At 64.4% G+C, this 19,212-nt stretch carries 19 protein-coding genes; 8 read left to right on the top strand and 11 right to left on the bottom strand.

Features of this window, described 5'->3' with window-relative positions:
- Positions 1-219 precede the first annotated feature (219 nt).
- Entirely contained in the window at positions 220-1,104 is an 885-nt protein-coding gene (locus tag FZZ93_RS12840) for a LysR substrate-binding domain-containing protein (RefSeq protein ID WP_149322715.1), read from the bottom strand.
- Positions 1,105-1,240: 136 nt separating this feature from the next.
- Here FZZ93_RS12840 and FZZ93_RS12835 point away from each other — a divergent pair, with 136 nt between their 5' ends.
- Entirely contained in the window at positions 1,241-2,368 is a 1,128-nt protein-coding gene (locus FZZ93_RS12835; RefSeq protein ID WP_149322714.1) for a DMT family transporter, read from the top strand.
- On the opposite strand, the gene trmB is transcribed toward FZZ93_RS12835, so the two are convergent.
- The 3 genes from trmB to thiS form a co-directional block, all read right to left on the bottom strand.
- Positions 2,292-3,023, bottom strand: coding sequence for a tRNA (guanosine(46)-N7)-methyltransferase TrmB (trmB, locus tag FZZ93_RS12830; protein WP_149322713.1), 732 nt, complete (start codon positions 3,021-3,023; stop codon positions 2,292-2,294). The two genes, FZZ93_RS12835 and trmB, sit on opposite strands and share 77 nt — an antisense overlap.
- An 84-nt stretch (positions 3,024-3,107) precedes the next feature.
- On the bottom strand, positions 3,108-3,905 hold the full coding sequence (locus tag FZZ93_RS12825) for a thiazole synthase (protein ID WP_149322712.1): 798 nt from the start codon (positions 3,903-3,905) through the stop codon (positions 3,108-3,110).
- 174 nt (positions 3,906-4,079) lie between these two features.
- Positions 4,080-4,280: a sulfur carrier protein ThiS gene (thiS, locus tag FZZ93_RS12820; protein WP_149322711.1), complete on the bottom strand. Its 201-nt coding sequence runs from the start codon at positions 4,278-4,280 to the stop codon at positions 4,080-4,082.
- A gap of 101 nt (positions 4,281-4,381) precedes the next feature.
- On the opposite strand from thiS, the gene FZZ93_RS12815 reads away from it, so the two are divergent.
- On the top strand, positions 4,382-4,765 hold the full coding sequence (locus FZZ93_RS12815) for a DUF423 domain-containing protein (protein WP_149322710.1): 384 nt from the start codon (positions 4,382-4,384) through the stop codon (positions 4,763-4,765).
- Positions 4,766-4,781: 16 nt separating this feature from the next.
- On the opposite strand, the gene FZZ93_RS12810 is transcribed toward FZZ93_RS12815, so the two are convergent.
- Complete coding sequence (locus FZZ93_RS12810; RefSeq protein ID WP_013334041.1) at positions 4,782-5,195, bottom strand: PaaI family thioesterase; 414 nt, start codon at positions 5,193-5,195, stop codon at positions 4,782-4,784.
- Between the two features lie 70 nt (positions 5,196-5,265).
- Entirely contained in the window at positions 5,266-7,440 is a 2,175-nt protein-coding gene (locus FZZ93_RS12805; RefSeq protein ID WP_149322709.1) for a malate synthase G, read from the bottom strand.
- Positions 7,441-7,679: 239 nt separating this feature from the next.
- Between FZZ93_RS12805 and FZZ93_RS12800 the strand changes: the two genes are divergently transcribed.
- Both FZZ93_RS12800 and FZZ93_RS12795 read left to right on the top strand, forming a co-directional pair.
- Positions 7,680-8,660: an alpha/beta hydrolase gene (locus FZZ93_RS12800; protein WP_149322708.1), complete on the top strand. Its 981-nt coding sequence runs from the start codon at positions 7,680-7,682 to the stop codon at positions 8,658-8,660.
- Positions 8,657-9,139 (top strand): hypothetical protein, encoded by a 483-nt coding sequence (locus tag FZZ93_RS12795; RefSeq protein WP_149322707.1) that lies wholly within the window; start codon positions 8,657-8,659, stop codon positions 9,137-9,139. The genes FZZ93_RS12800 and FZZ93_RS12795 overlap by 4 nt, the downstream gene beginning before the upstream one ends.
- Before the next feature lie 76 nt (positions 9,140-9,215).
- Here FZZ93_RS12795 and FZZ93_RS12790 read toward each other — a convergent pair whose 3' ends face one another.
- Both FZZ93_RS12790 and FZZ93_RS12785 read right to left on the bottom strand, forming a co-directional pair.
- Positions 9,216-10,721, bottom strand: a complete 1,506-nt coding sequence (locus FZZ93_RS12790) for a YifB family Mg chelatase-like AAA ATPase (protein WP_149322706.1) — start codon at positions 10,719-10,721, stop codon at positions 9,216-9,218.
- Between the two features lie 92 nt (positions 10,722-10,813).
- A complete protein-coding gene (locus tag FZZ93_RS12785) occupies positions 10,814-11,158 on the bottom strand; it encodes an accessory factor UbiK family protein (RefSeq protein WP_149322705.1) in 345 nt (114 codons plus the stop codon).
- Between the two features lie 292 nt (positions 11,159-11,450).
- On the opposite strand from FZZ93_RS12785, the gene FZZ93_RS12780 reads away from it, so the two are divergent.
- From FZZ93_RS12780 to glnK, 3 genes are all read left to right on the top strand, one after another.
- Positions 11,451-11,789: a P-II family nitrogen regulator gene (locus FZZ93_RS12780; protein ID WP_149322704.1), complete on the top strand. Its 339-nt coding sequence runs from the start codon at positions 11,451-11,453 to the stop codon at positions 11,787-11,789.
- Positions 11,790-11,834: 45 nt separating this feature from the next.
- Complete coding sequence (locus FZZ93_RS12775) at positions 11,835-13,076, top strand: ammonium transporter (RefSeq protein WP_149322703.1); 1,242 nt, start codon at positions 11,835-11,837, stop codon at positions 13,074-13,076.
- A gap of 154 nt (positions 13,077-13,230) precedes the next feature.
- Positions 13,231-13,569: a P-II family nitrogen regulator gene (gene glnK / locus FZZ93_RS12770; RefSeq protein WP_013330856.1), complete on the top strand. Its 339-nt coding sequence runs from the start codon at positions 13,231-13,233 to the stop codon at positions 13,567-13,569.
- Positions 13,570-13,777: 208 nt separating this feature from the next.
- On the opposite strand, the gene FZZ93_RS12765 is transcribed toward glnK, so the two are convergent.
- The 3 genes from FZZ93_RS12765 to FZZ93_RS12755 are packed head-to-tail and all read right to left on the bottom strand — an operon-like array spanning position 13,778 to position 17,990.
- Positions 13,778-16,147 (bottom strand): glycoside hydrolase family 31 protein, encoded by a 2,370-nt coding sequence (locus tag FZZ93_RS12765; RefSeq protein WP_149322702.1) that lies wholly within the window; start codon positions 16,145-16,147, stop codon positions 13,778-13,780.
- A 23-nt stretch (positions 16,148-16,170) separates the two neighbouring features.
- Complete coding sequence (locus FZZ93_RS12760; RefSeq protein WP_149322701.1) at positions 16,171-17,469, bottom strand: TRAP transporter large permease; 1,299 nt, start codon at positions 17,467-17,469, stop codon at positions 16,171-16,173.
- Entirely contained in the window at positions 17,466-17,990 is a 525-nt protein-coding gene (locus tag FZZ93_RS12755; protein WP_149322700.1) for a TRAP transporter small permease, read from the bottom strand. Before FZZ93_RS12755 ends, FZZ93_RS12760 begins: the two co-directional genes overlap by 4 nt.
- 146 nt (positions 17,991-18,136) lie before the next feature.
- On the opposite strand from FZZ93_RS12755, the gene FZZ93_RS12750 reads away from it, so the two are divergent.
- Entirely contained in the window at positions 18,137-19,132 is a 996-nt protein-coding gene (locus tag FZZ93_RS12750; protein ID WP_149322699.1) for a TRAP transporter substrate-binding protein, read from the top strand.
- Positions 19,133-19,212 lie beyond the last annotated feature (80 nt).

Below are 19,212 nucleotides of genomic sequence, written 5' to 3'. Positions count from 1 at the left end.
CGTAATAAAAAAAATTCTCGTTTGCGTTGACGGATCAAATGAGAATGATTTACTCTACAAACATGGCGTTGATGAGGCGCCATGCCTGGTCAAGGTTCTTGCCAGTCTCTTGCCCAGGTTTCTCCTCCTCATTGCTAGTCACGGTCTTTTGCCGCCCCGCCCAGGGCGGCTTTCTTTTTTTACCCCGCTTCTTTCATTCGCATCCGCTGCCGATACGCTTCATTCCCGCTGCCCAAGCTGCCGCTTGACCAACTCGCCCAACGCCTCCACCGCCGGCCAGGACGTAGCGGAAACCTGACGCCCGTAGTGAAGCTGCGCCTCGCAGCCTCGCAGCACCGGCAGGCCTTCCGCTTCGCCCAGTTCCCGCATGGCTGGCGTCAGACGATCACGCTCGAGGATGCTCACCGCCAGGCCCGACTCCACCGCGGTTTCCACCGCGTGGATACTGGTGCTGGTGAAGACCGCGTGCCAGGGACGATCTATCGCCCCCAGCGCCTCGACCCCCAGCTGCCGATAGGGACAATCCTCGGGGTGGAGCGCCAACGGCAGGGGTTGATCGGCCGTCAACACGAGTTCCCGTGCCCCGGCCCAGACCGGCGTGGAGCGCCATAGCGGCTCGCCGCCACTGAGCCGATGGGGCCGATCGAGGGCCACGATCAGTGACAGCTCGCCCCGCTCGAGACGACGCGCCAGTTCGCCACTGGGCGCCGTGACCGCCTCCAGCACCACGTCCGGATGCCGTGCCAGGAAATCCGGCAGCAGGCGTCCAACCAGGCGACTGGCGTAATCTTCCGGCATGCCGAAACGCACCTGCCCGCTCAGCCCACGCCCACTGATCCTCGCGACCAGGCCATCGTGTCGGCGCAGCAGTTCCCGCGCTTCGCCCAGCAAGGCCTCGCCATTGGGCGTCGGTGTGACGCCCCGCGCACCGCGGATCAGCAGCGTGGTATCCAGCCGCGCCTCCAGCCGCTTGATCTGCATGCTCAGCGCACTGACGGTGCGATGGCGTTGCTCGGCCGCCGCCGCCAGGGTGCCCAACCGTGCGACCGTCACAAAGCTGCGCAGCGCCTCGAGATCCAGTGAGTCCGACAAGACTTCAGCCATATTGAATGCTCGGTCCAATAAGTTTCGATTCACGAAACACTTTAGACCCGTCAGTCTATCCAGACCAGAGATTCAGGCCAGCTATCCAGATCAGCTATCCAGATCAACCACCCCAGGCGCCAAGTCCGGAGGTATCATGACGGGCACCACACATCGACTTCGACATATCGCGCCATCACGCTTTTCACCGGGCCTGGGCGGCCTGGCCGTGGCCGTCGGTTTCGTGGTGTGCTGGAGCAGTGGCTTCGTGGGCAGCCGGCTGGCGGTCGCCATCGACACGCCGGTCCTGGCGCTCTATGCCTGGCGCTTCGCCCTGGCCACGCTGCTGGCGGGGGGCTGGTGGTGGTGGCGATCCCGCCGGCGCACCGAGCGCGGTCTGAATCGCCGGGCACTGGCGCACGAGGCACTGGTCGGCAGCCTGACCGTGGGTGGTTACTTGCTGACCATGCTGCTGGCGGTCAAGGCGGGCGTCAGCGCCGAGGTGGCGGCATTGATCGGCGCCCTGCAACCACTGGCCGCCATCACCTTGGCCAGTAGCTGGCTCGGCGAACACACTCGCCCCTTGCAGTGGCTGGGTATGACGGTGGCGACCCTGGGCGCCGCACTGAGCGTGATGGATGACCTGCAAGGCGTCGGCGGCGCACCGCTCTGGGCTTACGGCATGCCGTTGCTGGCCGTGGCCTGCGTGACCCTGGGCAGCGCTCTCACGGCGCGGCAACCGGTGGCGCTACCGCTGGAAGCTCGCCTGACGGCGCAACTGACGGCCGCCACCGGCGTCTTCTTCCTCGCCGCCCTGGGCATGGGCAGCTCCCTGGCGCCACCGGCACCGAGCCTGGACACCCTGACGGCCCTGGCCTGGCTGATCGTACTAGCCACCTTCGGCGGTTACGGTTTCTTCGTGGAGAGCCTGCGGCGCTTCGGCGTGGGACACAGTGCTGGCTTGATCGCGCTGACACCAGCAGTGACGCTCGCCTGGACGGCGCTGATGTTTGGCGAGCTTCCGGGCACGCAGGGGGCCGCCGGCATGCTGCTCGGGCTCATCGGCGCCAGCGCTGCCCTGTATGCCGGCCGCCAGCGGGGGCGTGGCGCGGGAGGACATGGCGACACGGCGAGCCCGGCCGGTCGCCGGAGCGGGCGGCCTGCCATTCGGCCTACCGCCCCGGCATCGACCCTCGACCGCAGTGGCGTCAGCCGTCGTCGCGACAGTGAATCAGATCCCAGACACCATGTCCCAAGCGCTCCCCGCGGGCCTCGAACTTGGTGAGCGGCCGATAAGCAGGGCGCGGCACATAGGGCGCGGTGTCCGCATCAGCGGTATTGGCATAGCCTGGCGCCTCCGCCATCACCTCGGCCATCCACTCCGCGTAGGCTTCCCAGTCGGTGGCCATGTGCAGGGTACCGCCCGGCTTGAGGCGGGTGCGCACCAGCTCGACGAAGGCCGGTTGGACGATGCGCCGCTTGTGGTGCTTCTTCTTCGGCCAAGGGTCGGGAAAGAAGAGCTGGACGGTGTCCAGGCTGGACTCGGGCAAGCAGCGTTCGAGCACCGCCAGGGCATCCTCGCGATAGACCCGCAGATTGGTGAGGCCGCGCTTGTCGGCCTCGTCGAGCAACTTGCCGACACCGGGGGCATGCACCTCAATACCGATGAAGTCGGTGTCGGGATGCGATTCGGCCTGTTCGATCAGCGACGCGCCCATGCCGAAACCGACCTCCACCACACGCGGCGCCCGGCGCCCGAACAAGGCATCCAGATCCTGGCGCCCCGCATCGAGCGTCATGCCCAGGCGTGGCCAGACCTCCTCGAGGCCGCGGGTCTGGGCAACGGTCATACGACCGGCACGCAGCACATAACTCTTGATGCCGCGACGATGCAGCGGGGCGTCCGGGCTCTCGGGACCGGTGGTATCGGGTTCGTTCATGCGCGGTTCACTATCGGGTCACTGGGTCGAAAAACGTTATCGGAAAACCCCTCCGGCAACGCCGGCACGGGCAAGCGGCAGCGGTCAGGCGTTGATGCGGCCACTCATCGGCGAAGACGCCTCGGCCTCCTGGCGACGCGGCATGCGGCCGGCCAGGAAGGCCTCGCGCCCGGCGCTCACCGCCTGTCGCATGGCACTGGCCATCAGCACCGGCTGCCGGGCATGGGCAATGGCGGAATTCATCAGCACACCGTCACAGCCCAGCTCCATGGCCTGAGCAGCCTCGGAGGCAGTGCCGATGCCGGCGTCGATCAGGACCGGCACGCTGGCCTGTTCGATGATCAGGCGAGTGTTGTAAGGGTTCTGGATGCCATGGCCGGAGCCGATCAGCGAACCGAGCGGCATCACCGCACAGCAGCCCAGGCGCTCGAGTTCACGGGCGACGATGGGGTCGTCGCTGGTGTACACCATGACATCGAAGCCGTCGTTGACCAGCGTCTCGGCGGCGGACAGGGTCTCCACGACATTGGGATAGAGGGTCGACTCGTCACCCAGCACCTCGAGCTTGACCAGGTTGTGGCCATCCAGCAGCTCCCGAGCCAGACGGCAGGTACGCACCGCGTCCTTGGCGGTGAAACAGCCGGCGGTATTGGGCAGCAGGGTATAACGCTCCGGGGACACCACATCGAGCAGATTGGGCGCCGACGCATCCTGCCCCAGGTTAGTGCGCCGGACCGCGAAGGTCACCACCTCAGCCCCGCTGGCAGCGATCGCCGCGCCGGCCTCATCGAAATCGCGATACTTGCCGGTACCCACCAGCAACCGCGAACTGAATTCACGGCCGGCGACCCGCAGCGGCGCATCCTGAATGGAATCGGTCATGCGTGTATTTCTCCTATGGCTCAAGGAAAACTATGGCTCAGGGAAGCTATGGCTCAGGGAAGCTATGGCTCAGGGAAACTATGGCTCAGGGAAAAGCGCTGATTTGTATGGCGAGCGAAGGGGAGACAATTTTTAACGCCGTATTAACCGAGCGCAGGCACTTCCCCGACAGGCCTAGCCGCCGCCGATCGCATGAACAATCTCCACCCGATCCCCATCGGCCAGGCACGTATCACCATGGACGCTCTTCGGCACGATCTCCTCGTTGACCTCCACGGCGATGCGCCGGCCGGTCAGGCCGAGGGTCTCGACCAGTTGCGCGACCGAAATCTCGCTGTCCAGATGTTTTGCTTCGCCATTGAGATGAATCTGCATGGCACCCTCTTGCATCTCGTCGGTGGCTTTCGCGGGGCACTATTGTAGCGCCTCAGTCGCGCGGCGGGTACGGTAAGCGCGTCACCGATGGAGGATCCACGATGCACGACCGACCCTGGTGGTTGATGACGGCGCTGTCCGGCGCCCTGATGGTGGTGTTCGGCGCCTTCGGCGCCCACGTCCTGGCGAACGAACTGACACCGCGCGCGATGGCCGCCTTCGAGACCGGCGTACGCTATCAGGCCTGGCACACCCTGGCGATGCTCGGCGTGCTGGCCTGGCGCGCGGCCGTGCCACTGCCCGGCCAGCGCCTGGTACTGGCCCTCTGGGCGGGCGGCATGCTGCTGTTCTGCGGGTCGCTGTACGGCCTGACACTCTCCGGCCAGAGCTGGCTCGGGCCGATCACTCCGCTGGGTGGCCTGCTGCTGATCCTGGGATGGCTAGCCCTGGCCGGCGTCGTGCTACGGGCTCGCCCGGGCGCATGATGCCAAGCAGAAAGCTTCAGTCGCTATCGGGCAGAGCATAGGTCGCGGTCACCAGTGCCACCGGCGCGTCGTCGCCGGCGGAAAACAGCTGCACCTCGCCGACGGCCAGGCGGCTGCCCAGCTTGACGAGTCGTGCATTGGCGATGAGATCGCGGTCGCCCCGAGCCCGCCGCAGGAAGCGGCAATGCAGATCACTGGTGACCGCCATCGGCTCCGGGCCGATCTGCGCCAGGATCGCCACATAGAGGCAGACATCGGCCAGCCCCATCATGGTCGGCCCGGAGACACAGGCTCCGGGCCGCAGGTGCTCGTCCTCGATGGCCAAACTCATGGTGGCACACATCTCGTCGACGCCTTCGATGGTGCCGGCTCGTTGCGGAAAGACCTCGTCGAGAAACTCCTCGATGGCGGCGGCGGTCATCACGGTCATGGGGCTCTCCCTGCGGCTATTGATCGGACATTGCCCCAAGATAGCCCAGCAGGCCGCCGCCCGCCGCCGATCAAGCTTCCTTGTGAACGGCGCGCCAGTGGTGCAGCAGCGGCTCGGTGTAGCCCGCAGGCTGCTCGAGCCCCTTGAAGATCAGATCAGAGGCGGCCTGGAAGGCATGGGAGGCCGAGAAGTCGGCGCTCATCGCCGTATACTCCGGATCTCCGGCGTTCTGCTCGTCGACGACCTTGGCCATGCGCTCCAGGGTATCCCGCACCCGGGCCTCGTCCACCACGCCATGGTGCAACCAGTTAGCCACGTGCTGACTGGAGATCCGCAGGGTCGCGCGGTCTTCCATCAAGCCGACGTCATGGATGTCCGGCACCTTCGAGCACCCCACGCCATGCTCGACCCAGCGCACCACATAGCCGAGGATCCCCTGGCAGTTGTTGTCGAGCTCCTGCTGAATCTCGTCGTCGCTCCAGTCCGGGCGCTCGGCCACCGGCACAGTCAGCAGTTCGTCCAGGCAATCGGGTACCCCCTGGGTCTCGAGCTCGCGCTGCACCTCGGCCACGCTGACCTGGTGATAATGCAGCGCGTGCAGGGTGGCCGCCGTGGGAGATGGCACCCAGGCAGTATTGGCGCCGGCCTTGGGATGGCCGATCTTCTGCTCGAGCATCGCCGCCATCAGATCCGGCATGGCCCACATGCCCTTGCCGATCTGGGCATGGCCCCGCAGCCCGCAGGCCAGGCCGGTCTGGACGTTGCTTCGCTCGTAGGCACCGATCCAGGCACTGTTCTTCATATCACCCTTGCGGATCATCGGGCCGGCTTCCATGGCGGAGTGCATCTCGTCGCCGGTACGGTCGAGGAAGCCGGTATTGATGAACACCACGCGCGAAGTGGCCTCGGCAATACATGCCTTGAGGTTCACCGAGGTCCGACGCTCCTCGTCCATGATGCCCATCTTCAGGGTGTCGCGGGTCATGCCCAGCAGGTCCTCGACGCGCTCGAAGAGCGTATCGGCGAAGGCGACTTCCTTCGGGCCATGCATCTTGGGCTTGACGATGTACACCGAACCCTCGCGGGAGTTACGCGGCTCGCCCTCGCCCTTGGCCAGGTCGTGCAGGGCGATCAGGCTGGTGACGACGGCATCGAGGATGCCCTCCGGCAGTTCATTGCCTTCGGCATCGAGTACCGCCGGCGTGGTCATGAGATGGCCGACATTGCGCACGAACAGCAATGAGCGTCCCGGCAGGGTCACTTCGCCGCCTGCGGGGTTGCGCCAGGTACGATCGTCGTTGAGACGGCGCGTGTAGGTCTTGCCGCCCTTGTCGATCTGGGATTCCAGGTCGCCCTTCATCAGGCCCAGCCAATTGGCGTAGACCTCGACCTTGTCTTCGGCGTCCACCGCGGCCACGGAGTCCTCGCAGTCCATGATGGAAGTCAGTGCTGCCTCGACGACCACGTCCTTGACCCCGGCGGGATCGGTCTTGCCGATGGGATGGCCGGCATCGATCTGGATCTCCAGATGCAGGTCGTGATTGGCCAGCAGAACCGCATCGGGCGCCTCGGCTTCCCCCTGGAAACCCACCAGCTTGCCGGGTTCCTTGAGGCCGGTCTCGCGGCCGCCCTCCAGGGTAACGACGAGATGGCCGTCGCGCAGGGCGTACTTGACCGCCTCGCCATGAGAGCCGGTGGCCAGGGGGGCGGCTCGATCCAGCACGCCTCGAGCATAGGCGATGACCTTCTCGGCACGCTTGGGATTGAAGCTCTCGCCACGCTCGGCGCCTTGCGTATCGGCGATGACGTCGGTGCCATACAGGGCGTCATACAGGCTGCCCCAGCGCGCATTGGCAGCATTCAGGGCATAACGGGCATTGTTGACCGGCACCACCAGCTGCGGCCCAGCCTGCACGGCGATCTCGCGATCCACGTTGGTGGTGGTGACCTCGACATTCGCCGGTGCCTCGACCAGATAACCGATCTTCTCGAGGAAGGCGCGATAAGCCGCCATGTCACGCACCGGCCCCGCCTGGTCACGATGCCAGGTATCGAGCTCGGCCTGCAGGCGCTCCCGCTCGGCGAGCAATTCGCGGTTCTTCGGTGTCAGATCATGAAAGAGGGCGTCCACGCCGGCCCAGAAGGCTTCGGGATCGACACCGGTTCCCGGCAGGGCCTGCTCGTTGATGAAACGGTCCAGCTCGGCGGCCACTTGAAGGCGATGGCGAGTAATGCGTTGGGTCATGGGTCGTTCTCCTTATGCGTGGCAGTTCGGCGCCCCCTGGCACCGAGCGGCCGGACAGCGAAGGGTGACTGCTCGCTAATAATTTTGTGGAAAATCATTCCACATGTAAAGCCAGAGAAGGCGCGTCCCGCCGCGATATCGACCAAATGACGAGACGCGGCCGCCACTTTTCCCTCGATATCATGTCTGGCCCCATCGCTGCCATGACGCTAGCATGGGCGGGCACAGCAGAGGATGCGATGAGCGACTTCACTCCCCTACAGGAACTCGGCCCCCTGGCACCGGTCGAGCAGGCCAGCCAGGCCCTGAAACACTACCTGGACCATTATGGCCTGAGCCCATTGCTCGCCGGGACGATGGACCTGCACGTGGGCTATGTAGATGCTCACGGCTTCCGGCTCTGGACCCAGGTATGGACCCCCCGGGACCCTATTGGCACGGTCTGGGTCGTGCATGGCTACTACGATCACCTGGGGCTCTATCGCCATCTGCTCGAATGCCTGCTGGAACGCAACTGGCGCGTGGTGCTGTGGGACCTCCCCGGTCATGGCCTTTCCAGCGGCCCACGTGCCTCCATCGGCGACTTCGACGAATACGGCGCCTGCCTGAACGACCTGCGTCATGAGCTCGAAGCGCGCGAGCTGGTCGCCCCTCCCTGGGTCGGGATCGGCCAGAGCACTGGAGCGGCGATCCTCGCCACCGACGCCCTCACGCGAGGCGATAACGGCTACTGGCAGGGCCTCGCCCTGCTGGCCCCGTTGGTGCGCCCCTGGGGCTGGTCCCAGTCCAGCTGGTTGCACCGGCTGGTGGGCCCTTTCGTGCGCTCGGTGCCACGCCGCTTCCGCGAGAACTCCACCGATAGCGACTTCGCCGCCTTCCTGCGTGAAGGCGACCCACTGCAGCCGGACCGGCTGGCCATGGAATGGGTCGATGCCATGCGTCGCTGGATGCCGCGCCTGCTGGCCTTGCCGCCCAGCCGCGTGCCGACCCTCATCCTTCAAGGCGAACAGGATTCAACCGTGGACTGGGAATGGAACCTCGACGTGCTCGACCGCAAGTTCCCCAACGCCGAAATATGCCGCCATCCCGAGGCTCGCCACCACCTGGTCAACGAAGCCGAATCGATACGCCGCGCCCTGTTCGCGGATCTGGCGCGCTTCCTCGCCGATCTGGAGGAAGGTTTCGAGGCCCTGCCTCCCGAAAGGCGTCACTGCTTATGAACGTACGCACCCTGGCGCTTCTGGTACTGTTGTTCGTCATCGCCGGCTGCGCCGCCGCCCCGGAACGCCCCAAGACCGTGCGACAGGCGCTATTCGGGCTCAGCGAGCGCGCCGCTGAGCAGGTGGCCGCCTCACCGAACCTGCCCACACCCGCCACCGACCAGGTACTGCTGCTGGCCATGCCGGAGATCGACCCCGACCTGGGCCTCTCCGATGAGCGGCTGATGGAAAGCCTGACCCGCGCCCTGCTCGGGCTCGACGACGGTCCCCAGGTGCTTGACTGGCGCCCCGCCCTGGCCGACGCAGGGCGCAACCAATGGCGCCTGGACAGTCGCCTGAACGCCTCGGCGCCACGCCTGCAACTCTCCGACCGCGTACTGCTGCCCTACCGCTTGACCCTGACCCTGCGCCGCCCCGGCAGTGAACAGGCGCTATGGCAAGCCCATATCGACGGCGCCCTCGACGCTACCGCGTTATAAACAGCCGCACGAAATGAGCACTTCGAGCCGAATTTCAACGCCGTATGAGCGAGCACCGTAATTTGTAAATACCCTCTCAACTGCCCTTGAGCAAACGGTCGAGCTGCCGATACCCAATGGCCTCGATGAGATGGTCGCGGCCCGGCTTGGGCGCACCGGCCAGGTCGGCGAGGGTCAGGGCCACCCGGAGCACGCGATGGAAGGCACGTGCCGAAAGCTGCAGTCGCTCCAGCACTTCGGCGAGCCAGGCGCGGTCATCGGCACCCAGCGCGCAAGCGGCCTCCAGGTCGGGGCCCGCCAGGTAGGCGTTGAGCGCTCCTCTCGACCATTGGCGCTCACGCGCCGCCAGGACCCGTTCGCGTACCGTCGCCGAATCCTCTCCCGACTCCCGCGAGGTCAACTGTTCCGCCGGCAGGGCCGGCACTTCCACCTGCAGGTCGATGCGATCCAGCAAGGGGCCCGACAGTCGCGCCTGATAGCGCTGGATCTGGGCGGCCGTGCAATGGCAGGCCTGGCGCGGATCGCCGAGATGACCACAGGGGCAGGGATTCATTGCCGCCACTAGCTGGAAGCGCGCCGGGTAGCGACGCTCGTGGTTGGCGCGGGCAATATGGATCTGTCCGGACTCCATGGGCTCGCGCATCACTTCCAGAACCTGCCGCGAGAACTCCGGCAGTTCGTCGAGAAACAACACGCCATGATGCGCCAGGGAGATCTCCCCCGGCTTGGGGCGTGAGCCGCCGCCGACCAGGGCTACGGCACTCGCAGTGTGATGTGGGGTTCGAAAGGGACGACGCCCCCACTGCTCGGCCAGCGGCAATCCACTGACCGAACGTACCGCCGCCACTTCCAGGGCCTCGTCCTCGCCGAGCGGCGGCAGGATGCCGGGCAGACGACTGGCCAGCATGGTCTTGCCGGTGCCGGGCGGGCCGGCAAACAGCAGGTTGTGCCCTCCCGCCGCCGCGATCTCCAGGGCACGACGCGCCTGGTGCTGCCCCCTCACCTCGCGCAGGTCCGGGTCGGCAGTATCGCACCGCGGCGGCGCCTGTAGCCGATGCGCAGCAATGGGTTCCTGCCCGAGAAGATGGGCCACCACCTCCAGCAGATGTTCGGCGGGCAGGACCTCCAGATCACCAGCCAGGGCCGCTTCGTCGGCGTTGGCACGCGGCACGATCAAGCGCCGCCCCGCTTGCCGCGTGGCCATGGCCAGCGGTAGCACCCCGCTCGCGGGGCGCAGGCCGCCATCCAACGCCAGTTCGCCCACGCACTCCACCTCGGCCAGAGCCTCGGGCGGAATCTGTCCAGAAGCGACCAGCAGCCCCAGTGCGATGGGGAGATCAAAGCGACCACCGTCCTTGGGAAGATCAGCGGGCGCCAGATTCAGGGTGATTCGCCGCAGCGGAAACTCGAAGCCGGCATTGACCAGGGCGCTGCGCACCCTCTCCCGGCTTTCCTTGACGGCGGTTTCAGGCAGCCCGACCAGCGTGATGCCGGGCAAGCCGTTGGCCAGGTGTACCTCGACAAGCACCTCGGGCGCCTCCAGGCCAAGGCCCGCCCGGGTGCGAATGATCGCCAGCGTCATCGGCGTTCCCTCGCGCCACTGTGCCTTCTAGGTGAGACTTCCTTGTCTCGCTTTCTCAGGCTAGACCAGTGACACGAAGCACGCCCGGTATTTCACCGTCCGGTCTCTCCGGCGCCGGCGTCTTCCTCGGGGGAGTCGCTGCCCACCTCGGCTTCCCGGACTTCTTCGGCATCTTCATCGGTGACGGCGGCGGAAGCGTCCAGAGCCTCTTCCAGGGCGGCGACCTGTTTCTCGAGGGCTTCGACCCGACCGCGTGTGCGCTGCAGGACATCCATGAGGATGTCGAAATCCTCCCGCGAGACGAGCTCGAGGCGGTCGAAGGCGCCCTTCACCACCTGCTGCACCCCTTTCTGCACCTCTTCCGGGGCCTGGGAGGCACCTTGCAGGCGCTCCCCGATCTGCTGGGCCAAGCGGCTGATGCGGTCCTGGCTGACCATGCTGACTCTCCTGAACGTATTGTGGAAAACCTACCGACAGGATACGCAAGGCGGCTCCTCGCCGCATTCCTTACGCTTGCCACCTTCTGGGGCATGGCGCCGCCACCCAGGCACCAATCCTGTGCATGCGCTGGCCCCGCATTGCACTTTCCTTGCTCAGCGACACCTCACGCCAGGCACAGGTTCATGAAAAATCAGCATTATCCCGCTACCTGGCACGATTCGCGCTTCATCAGGACAACGATGCACCGCGCGGCAACGTGCCGCGTTCACCGAACAAGGGAGAATCGGGATGAAGCTGATCACTGCCGTCATCAAGCCCTTCAAGCTCGACGATGTCCGCGAGGCGCTCGCCGACAACGGCGTTCAGGGCATCACCGTCACCGAGGTCAAGGGCTTCGGTCGCCAGAAGGGTCACACAGAGCTCTATCGCGGCGCCGAGTACGTCGTCGACTTCCTGCCCAAGGTCAAGGTCGAGGTCGCAGTGGACGACGACCGACTGGATACCGTGCTGGAGGCCATCTGCAATGCCGCCAACAGCGGCAAGATCGGCGACGGCAAGGTCTTCGTGACCCCGCTGGAAGACGTCATCCGCATCCGCACCGGCGAGCGTGGCGCCGACGCCGTCTGATCGCCGACCGCCTTCCTGCCTGTTCCCGATACGGAGACATTCGTCATGACAGAGCTTGCTTACGCGCTCGATACTTTCTACTTCCTGGTCTGCGGCGCCCTGGTGATGTGGATGGCCGCCGGTTTCTCGATGCTCGAGGCCGGTCTGGTCCGCTCCAAGAACACCGCCGAGATCCTGACCAAGAACATCGCCCTGTTCGCCATCGCCTGCACCATGTACCTATTGGTGGGCTACTACCTCATGTACTCCAGCAGTGCCGGCGGCATCCTGCCCAGCCTGGGCTTCCTGCTGGGTGGCGAGAACTCCGTGGATGCGGTCATGGCCGGCGGTGATGACGCGCCCTACTATTCCGCCCGCGCCGACTTCTTCTTCCAGGTCGTGTTCGTGGCCACCGCCATGTCGATCGTTTCCGGCGCGGTCGCCGAGCGCATGAAACTGTGGGCCTTCCTGATCTTTGCCGTGATCCTGACTGGCTTCATCTACCCGGTTTCCGGCTACTGGACCTGGGGCGGCGGCTGGCTGGCCGAAATCGGCTTCTCCGACTATGCCGGATCCGGCATCGTGCACATGGCTGGTGCCTCCGCCGCCCTGGCTGGCGTGCTGGTGCTCGGCCCCCGCAAGGGCAAGTACGGCAAGGACGGGGCCATCTACGCCATCCCGGGTGCCAACATGCCACTGGCGACACTGGGTACCTTCATCCTGTGGCTGGGCTGGTTCGGCTTCAACGGCGGCTCCGAGCTGAAGGTGTCCGACGTGACCTCCGCCAACAACATGGCGCAAGTCCTGGTCAACACTAACGCGGCTGCCGCTGGCGGTGTGATCGCCGCCCTGATCCTGGCCAAGGCCTGGTTCCGCAAGGCCGACCTGACCATGGCATTGAACGGCGCCATCGCCGGCCTGGTGTCCATCACCGCCGACCCGCTGTCGCCCAGTGCCCTGGGGGCCACCCTGATCGGTGGCTTCGGTGGCCTGCTGGTCGTCGTCTCCATCGTCTGTCTCGACAAGCTGAAGCTCGACGATCCGGTCGGTGCCATCTCCGCCCACGGCGTGGTCGGCATCTGGGGGGTGCTGGCGGTCCCGCTGTCCAACGGCGACGCCAGCTTCGGCGCCCAGATCATCGGCATCTTCGGTATCTTCGTCTGGGTGTTCGTGGCCAGCCTGATCGTCTGGCTGATCCTCAAGGCCGTGATGGGCATCCGGGTCAGCGAGGAAGAGGAATACGAAGGCGTCGACCTGGCTGAATGCGGTCTCGAGGCTTATCCCGAGTTCAATGTCGCCAAGAAGTGAGGCGACCTCCCGAGTGAGCTGGCGTGCTCCTACTTGGCCCCCGCAAGGGGGCCTTTTTTTATTCTATTCGCTGCGGGTGTATGCTCTGTCACAATGAGGCCAGCAAGGACGGCGCGCGTCGCCGTCGGCACACGAACCATGCGAGGACAAGACCATGAAACTGGTGACCGCCATCATCAAGCCGTTCAAGCTCGACGACGTACGTGAATCGCTCTCCGAGATCGGCGTCCAGGGCATCACCGTCACCGAGGTCAAGGGCTTCGGCCGCCAGAAGGGCCACACCGAGCTCTATCGTGGTGCCGAATACGTGGTCGACTTTCTGCCCAAGGTCAAGCTCGAGGTCGCGGTGGACAACGACATGACCGAACAGGTCATCGACGCCATCACCCAGGTGGCCAATACCGGCAAGATCGGCGACGGCAAGATCTTCGTCACGCCGCTCGAACAAGTCATCCGCATCCGTACCGGCGAAACCGACAAGGACGCGGTGTAAGCGAAAGGCATACGAGCGGCGGGACACGAGATACGAGCGGCAAGCAACGAGTTGCTCGGAACCGGGGTTGATGTTCGTGGCTCGTTTCCCGTATCTCGCAGCTGAGTTGCTTCCAGCGGCGTAGCCGCGTTCTTCAGGCTTCCAGCCCGGACAACGTCCGGGCGTTCTTCCAGCTTACGACTGACAGCTCCCGGCGCACTACCAGACCTCAGAGTGGGCAGCTCTCCCCCGGCGCAACCTTGCAGCCATTGACGTACAGCGGTCGAGGGTCGCCGGAGGGAAGCTCTATACGAAAACCCTGGTAGGCGGGTCGGTAGTCACCCTCATGCTGCCAGTCGAGGCGAATCGCTTTGGCGTCGCAACTGAGCGTGACGTGCGTAACGAGCGTTCCCCCGCCTTCGCCAAGGGTGCTCTCGCCGTCGTCATCGAAGAGAAGCACCGTGCGCGACCCGCTTTCCACGAACGGATAGATCCGAAGCGCCCGTACGTCATCCTGTGCCGGGTCGACGTGAGCAAGCCGGTCGGAGGTAGCAACAATCCCGCCGGCCCGCACGAATAGCGGCAAATGCTCGAGCGGTGCGTCGACGACGAGTTCGCGCCCACCCGCTAGCCAGGCTCCTCCCTCGAAGGCATACCAGCCGCAGCCATTGTCCGGCAGGTGCAGTTGCCGCGTTCGTGCGCCCGGCTCCACCACCGTCGCCACCAGAAGCTCCTCGCCAAGCAGGAACTCGTCGTTTTCCTCGAAAGTCGCTGGATCGTCCTCGTGATCGAGAAAGGTGGGGCGGATCATCGGTTCGAGTTCAGTGTGGGCGCGCCACGCCACGGTGTAGAGATAGGGCAGCAGCCGGTAGCGCAGGCGGATCGCATCGCGAACGGCGTCGAGCACCTCGGGGTACATCCAGGGCTCGTTGACCGTCCCGTCGTCGTTCCAGGAGTGGATGGTGAAGCGTGGATGCATGACCCCATTCTGTACCCAACGCACGAAGAGCTCGGGGTCGGGGCGCGGACCGGAGAACCCGCCCACGTCGTGGCCGACGTTGGAGATGCCGCTCAGCGCAAGTCCGAGTCCCATGCGCTGGTTGTAGCGAAGCGTCGGCCATTCGGTGCGGTTGTCACCGGACCAGGTCTGCGCGTAGCGCTGAAGCCCCGGCCCGCCGGAACGAGTAATCAGAAATGGCCGGCGCGAGGGAGCGTGCGCGAGCTGTGCCTCCTGTGAAGCTCTCACCATCAACAGTGAAAGCACGGGCTTGGCCACCGAAGCCGGAAGCGGGTCACCAAAGCCGTCGAGTCGCGCCTCGCGATCCACGATCTCGAACTCGTTGTTGTCGTTCCAGGTGCTGTCGATGCCGAGCGCGAGGAGTTTTTCGTCCACGTTGCCCTTCCACCAGTCGACCGTCGCCTGTCGGGTGAAGTCCAAGTGCGAACCGTTGGCATCCCAGAACGGTGACACTTCCGCGTCGCCGGTGTCGGAATCGGTGACAAAGAGTCGCCTCTCGGCCGCATCGTCGTACGCTGGGTGATCGGTAAGAAGACACGGCTTGATATTGGCGATCAGGTGCATGCCCGCCTCGCGAAACGCTTTCACCATCGCTGCTGGGTCGGGAACCTTGTCGCGGTTCCAGGTGAATACGTAGCGCTTGTCGCCGATAGAGGAGTAACCCGAGGAGAGCTGAAACGAGTCGCACGGAATATCGTGTTCTCTGCAAAGCGTGATGAACTCCCCGAGTCGCTCCTGTGCATTGGGGGCATCGGTATAGTGCATCGTCGAGCCGGAGTAACCGAAAGACCACTTCGGTCCGAAGGCAACGCCACCGGTGAGCCGGGTAAATTCCTTGACCACGTCTAGCACGCGCTCGCCGAGCATAAACCAGAGATCGAGATCGCCATCCTCGGCACGAAACGCGCGGTAGGGCGCATGGTAGTTGTCGAGTTCGTTACCGAGATCGATCCGCGAAGTGGCAAGATTGTCGTAGAAGAGCCCGTAGGCGAGGCCGTCACCGCGCCGGGTAATGGTGAATGGTACGTGCTTATAGAGTGGGTCAGTGGTCTCGGCGCGATATCCCATGGCGTCGAGAGTGCGCATTTCAAAGCGCCGCTCCGAGCGCTCCAGATCGCCGCTCTTCTCGCCGAGCCCGTAGTAGCGCTCGTCGTCGTAGCGTCTCAGATAGTGCTCGACACCGTTACCGCGCCGCGCCACTGCCACGCCGCCGGTGGGACGATCCTCGGCGATCGGTGTCCACTCGCCGTCGGTTAGCGCGTACCAGCTCAGCTTGAACGGCCGAGCGATGACGAGCTTCAGACGCTCGCTCTCCACACTGATGCCGTCCTCATGCTCCGTCAGACGCCACGCCGGAGGCGTGAAGCCCTCGCCCGAGAGGCGCTCGCGCCCTTCCCAGGCGAGCGTACCGTCTGGGTCGATCGACCAGGTACGCGTGGGGCGAGGCATGTCGTGACGGTAAACGAAGATACGAAAGAGCGTCTCGCCGAACACGAAGACGACGACTTTCCGGTCGCCAGCATTCAGCACGAGCCTGTCAGGGTCGACCGCTTCCAGCGACCAATCGGAGAGAAAACGCATGCAGACCTCGGTGTTGGGGCGACTCAATCGCCGAGCAGCAGATTGGGAAGAAAGAGACTGATCTGGGGCAGGTAGGTAATCGCCATCAGCATCAAGAAGAGCGCGACGAACATCGGTAATAGCGGGACCACCACACGACTGATGGAGACACCGGCGATGGAGCTGCCGACAAAAAGCGCACTACCCACTGGCGGGGTACAGATGCCGATACACAGATTGAACGCCATCAGCACACCGAAGTGAACCGGATCCATGCCGAACTGCGTGACGATAGGCAGAAAGATCGGCGTGAAGATCAGCAGTGCCGGCGTGATGTCCATGAACATGCCGATAGCGAGCAGGATCAGGTTGATCAGCAGGAGGATGACCAGCGGATTATCGGAGAGCGAGAGCAGCGCTTCAGAAATCTGTTGCGGGATGCTCTCCAGCGACATCGCCCACGACATCGCGCCGGAAACCGAGATGAGCGGCAGCACGATGGCAGTGGTCATCGCCGCTTCCAGCACAATCGCCGGGAGCGCCCTGAAAGTGATTGTGCGGTAGATCGCCATGGTGAGAATCAAGGTGTAGATCACCGCGATCGCCGAGGCTTCCGTAGCCGTGAAGATGCCCGCGACGATACCGCCGATGACGATCACCATCAGCAGAACCGAAGGCAGGGCGTGGAGCAGCGTGGGCAGGATCGGCTGGCGCTCCGCCACATCCGCGCTATAGCCCCGCCACTTGGCGATGATCCCTGCGACGAGCATGAGCCCGAGCCCCATCATCAGTCCCGGCAAGTAGCCCGCAAGGAAGAGCGCGGCAATGGAGGTGCCGCCGGAGACGAGCGAGTAGACGATGAAAGTCGAGCTCGGTGGAATCAGCAGTCCCGCCGGGCTCGACGCGATGTTGACCGCGGCGGCGTAGCCCCGATCGTAGCCCTCGCGCCTCTGAAGCGGCGTCATGACGCTCCCCACCGCCGCGCACGAGGCAACAGCAGAGCCGGAGATCGCGCCGAACAGCATGTTCGCCACCACATTGCAGTGGGCAAGACTCCCGGGCAGCCGCCCGACGATCAAGCGCGCCAGGTCTATCAGGCGAATGGCAATGCCACCGCGGTTCATCAACGCCCCCGCGAGAATGAAGAAAGCAATCGCCAGCAGGGTGAAACTGTCGAGCCCGCTCAGCATCCGCTGGGAGACAATGAGGGCAGCGTCATGCAGGGCAAAGCTGGTCGCGATCGAGACGAGCGAGGCGATACCGATAGCGAAGACAATGGGCAAGCCGAGCGCGAGAAGCAGAAAGAACGTGCCGAACAGAACGGCGCTGTCGATCAGTGTCATACGTCGTCTCCCGACAGGTGAGGCTTACGAGCGAGCGCCACGATCTCGAGTAGGGAAAAGAAGGCGATGAACGCTCCCGACAGTGGCAGCGCTAGATAGACCCAACCCATGGCGATGCCGAGCATCGGCGTCGTCTGGCCGTTGGCGAGCGTTTGGCGAACCAACTCCCCGCCGCCGAACATCATGACGTAGCCGGCAAACAGAAGAACAATGGCCTGGAGCGCCATCTTGAGCCATCGGCGGGCGCTATCCGGCAGTCGCTCGGGGAGGAAGTCGATCGCCAGGTGACGCATCGCGCCGGAAGCGTAAGCCGCTCCCAGCAGGCCGAGCCATATCAACAGAAAGCGTGCGATCTCGTCGGTGATGATTGTCGGCGAGTCGGTGAGATAGCGGCTCAGCACCTGAACCGTGACCACCGCCACGAGCAAGGCGAAAATCACCAGAAGCAGTATCGCCAACACTCGGTTGGCGGCCTCTCGCGATCTGACTATCAGACTGCGACTGTGCTGGACGCTGGGCATCGCTCCCACCTTGTCTGACATATGATGTTTGATTTAACGTCCAGACTCGCAGCCCGATAGCAGGCTTGCAATATCGACCAAGGTCGGTTTGACGCCTCTCGTCGAACCTGATGCTCTAAATTAATTTTCGATGATAAGGGCGAGCAATGACGACGCGGCGAAGATTCTGTACGTGGGGCGCAGGGACGCTTCTGCTGGCGGGGCTTGGAGTTCCCAGCGCGTTTGCCGCAGAGGCTCGCACTCTACGACTCAGTCACAACCTAACCACGGCCCACTCGGTACATAAGGCCATGCAGGTCATGCGTGATCGTGTCCTGGAGCTCACCGATGGCACCCTGTCGATCGATATCTATCCCAATGCCCAGCTCGGCAACCAGCGGGAATCCGTCGAACTGGTCCAGGCGGGTATTCTCGACATGGCCAAGACCAACGCCAGCGAACTGGAAGCGTTCGACCCAATCTTCTCGCTGCTCAACATTCCCTATCTCTTCGAGAGCGGCGCGCACTACTACCGCGTACTTGAGGGCGATATCGGTCGCGACATACTCGGCGCGACGGCAGGCAAGGGGTTTCGGGGGCTGACCTACTACGACTCCGGCGCAAGAGGCTTCTACGCCACGCGCCCCATCGAATCGCCGGCAGACCTGAAGAATCTGAAGATACGCGTGCAGCCGAGTCCAACGGCTATCGAAATGGTCGAGCTCATGGGCGCAAGCCCAACGCCGCTGGCGTTCGGCGAACTCTATACAGCACTTCAGCAGGGTGTCGTCGACGGCGCGGAGAACAACCCTACAGCGTTGGTCACCGCGAGACACGGCGAGGTTGCCAAGTTCTTCACCCTCGACGAGCACACTCGGATTCCCGACATGCTGGTAATCTCGGAGGCGAGTTGGCGGAGCCTATCCAACGCGCATAGACGTGCGCTGCGTCTCGCCGCCGCCGAGTCCATGGCGAGCCAGAAGGCAGCCTGGCAGCGCGCCAGCGACGCTGCAGTCTCGACAGCCAAGGAGGAAATGGGCGTCGAATTCATAGAGGTCGACATGGCCGCGTTTGCCGAACGCACGCGGCCGATCCGCGACCGGGTCGCCTCACAGTCTTCGCGTGCCCGGCGCTGGATCGAAGCGATCGAGGCGCAGGCGTAAGCCGTTTCGGCCCCGACAGGCTCGCGTCAAACCAACAGCGCATGAGACCACGTTCAAGCGTGACGTCACTGAGGTGACCG

The sequence above is a fragment of the Halomonas eurihalina genome, assembly GCF_008274785.1.
Classification (GTDB): Bacteria; Pseudomonadota; Gammaproteobacteria; order Pseudomonadales; family Halomonadaceae; genus Halomonas; species Halomonas eurihalina.
This window is presented reverse-complemented; position numbering and strand designations above follow the sequence as displayed.